This window comes from Methylophaga sp. UBA1464 (assembly GCF_002325665.1).
Classification (GTDB): domain Bacteria; phylum Pseudomonadota; class Gammaproteobacteria; order Nitrosococcales; family Methylophagaceae; genus Methylophaga.
The window spans coordinates 953-2,958 of the sequence record NZ_DCSO01000027.1 but is presented as its reverse complement, the minus strand read 5'-3'; the positions used below and the strand labels follow the sequence as shown (position 1 = coordinate 2,958).

Annotated in this window: 3 protein-coding genes; 2 read left to right on the top strand and 1 reads right to left on the bottom strand. The window is 46.4% G+C overall.

The window, feature by feature from the left end; translation table 11 throughout:
• Positions 1–975: translocation/assembly module TamB domain-containing protein (locus tag B3O33_RS02805; RefSeq protein ID WP_292362883.1), on the top strand; the 975-nt coding region annotated here is incomplete at its 5' end.
• Between the two features lie 72 nt (positions 976–1,047).
• Here B3O33_RS02805 and dksA read toward each other — a convergent pair.
• Positions 1,048–1,470, bottom strand: a complete 423-nt coding sequence (dksA, locus tag B3O33_RS02800; protein WP_292359582.1) for an RNA polymerase-binding protein DksA — start codon at positions 1,468–1,470, stop codon at positions 1,048–1,050.
• Between the two features lie 109 nt (positions 1,471–1,579).
• Between dksA and B3O33_RS02795 the strand changes: the two genes are divergently transcribed.
• Positions 1,580–2,006, top strand: a 427-nt coding sequence (locus B3O33_RS02795) for an HAD family hydrolase (protein ID WP_292362882.1), incomplete at its 3' end; no start/stop codon positions are given.

The following is a 2,006-nucleotide window of genomic DNA, read 5'->3' as shown; positions in this document are numbered from 1 at the left end:
GAAGTGGCGGGTGATTTCACCATGACGGATGCAGACTGGCTGTTCAATGCCACCATAAAAGGTGAGCAGCTTGAAGTAATGAATCTGCCTGAAGCCTATGTCATTGCCTCACCAGACCTGAAGCTAATGGTTTCTCCACAAACGGCGAAATTGAGTGGTGCGGTTAAAATTCCCAATGCAGAACTGGCCCCCATGGATTTTAATACCACCGTGTCACCCAGTCAGGATGTGGTGATAATCGGTCAAGAGGCTGATGAGGAAAAAATGCGATTGGCAACGGACCTGGATATCACTGTTCAGCTTGGCGATAAAGTCATGATTAAGGCATTAGGCTTTAGTGGACGCCTGGGAGGAGATTTACGCATATACGGTGATGCTGGTCAGCTATTGCTGGGTAATGGTGAAATAACGGTTAATGAAGGCAGTTACGCCGCCTATGGGCGGGAACTGACTGTTGATAATGGTAAGGTTCGCTTTTCCGGAGCGGCCATAGACAATCCGGATTTGGATATCAAGGCTATCCGTAAAGGCACTAACTATCAGGCGGGTATTCATATTACCGGTCCTGCAAATAATCCTCAGGCAAACCTGTTTTCCGTGCCGTCGATGAGCCAGGAAGACATCCTGTCTTATATTGTGCTTGGTCGTCCATTGGGGCAAGCCAGTGCTGCCGACGCAGCATTGCTGGCATCGGCAGCGACTAATCTGGGGATATCCAACGGCAATGCTATCAGCGATCAGATTGCCAGTACCTTTGGTCTGGATTCGGTCGAATTTACCGGAGAAAGTCCGGAGAGCGCCGCCGTGCAAATTGGCAAATATTTGTCTCCGAAACTTTATTTGGGATATGGTATCGGGATTTTTGAACCGGTGAGTACGGTTCAGTTGCGTTATACATTAAGCAAGATTTGGACTCTGCAGGCTGAATCCGGCACGCAAAGCGGGGTGGATTTGTTGTATATCTACGAAAGATAAAAAAAGCCCTGTGTTGTCACAGGGCTTTCAGGACCTACCTTTTTCAAGTATGAGGTGAGTCTTCAGATAAAATCAGGCACGATTTTTTTCGCGAATTTCATCCAGTGTTTTGCAATCTATACACAGTGTGGCAGTGGGACGTGCTTCCAAACGGCGGATACCGATATCAACACCGCATGATTCACAGTAACCGTAATCACCTTTATCCAAATCAATCAGTGACTCTTCAATTTTCTTGATCAGTTTACGTTCACGATCACGCGTGCGTAGCTCCAGAGTAAACTCTTCTTCCTGAGTTGCACGGTCATTTGGGTCTGGGAAGTTTGCTGCTTCGTCCTGCATATGATGCACAGTACGGTCAACTTCTTCCATGAGTTGTGAGCGCCATTTTTCGAGAATGCCCCGAAAATGCTTTACCATATCTTTGCTCATGTATTCTTCATCACTACCCGGTTGGTACGGGGTGAAACTCACATCATCTTGGTTCGGGTCCATGTTGGCAAACCTCATACTTTCTAAAAACAAGGGCGCATCTATACCAGAAGCTTCTGGCATGTGCAAAATAATCGAGTTATTTTAACGCATTTTTTACATTAAGAGACAGATGAAACATTTAAAAGCCGTTATATTTGACGTGGATGGGACCTTGGCCGAAACCGAGCGTCATGGGCACCGAATTGCCTTCAATCGCGCATTTGCCGATGCGGGTCTGGACTGGCATTGGGATGAGCATTTGTATGGTCAATTACTGGCCGTTACCGGAGGCAAAGAGCGTATTCAATATTACCTGGAAAATTTCCATTTGCAGTGCGGATATGCTGGTGAACACAGTGAAATGATTGCCAAATTGCATACAGAGAAAACCCGACACTATGTGCAATTATTGGAGAGTCAGTCGATTCAGTTACGGCCGGGTGTTAAAAGATTGCTGGAAGAATTAAGAATGGCAGATATCAGACTGGCCATTGCAACAACGACAACTCCTGAGAATGTGACAGCATTGATTTCAGCGACATTGGGGGAAGATGCCT

Bases quoted from the DNA above. Each gene is read 5' to 3' on its own strand.
- dksA (WP_292359582.1), bottom strand. From the start codon at position 1,470: ATGGACCCGAACCAAGATGATGTGAGTTTCACCCCGTACCAACCGGGT.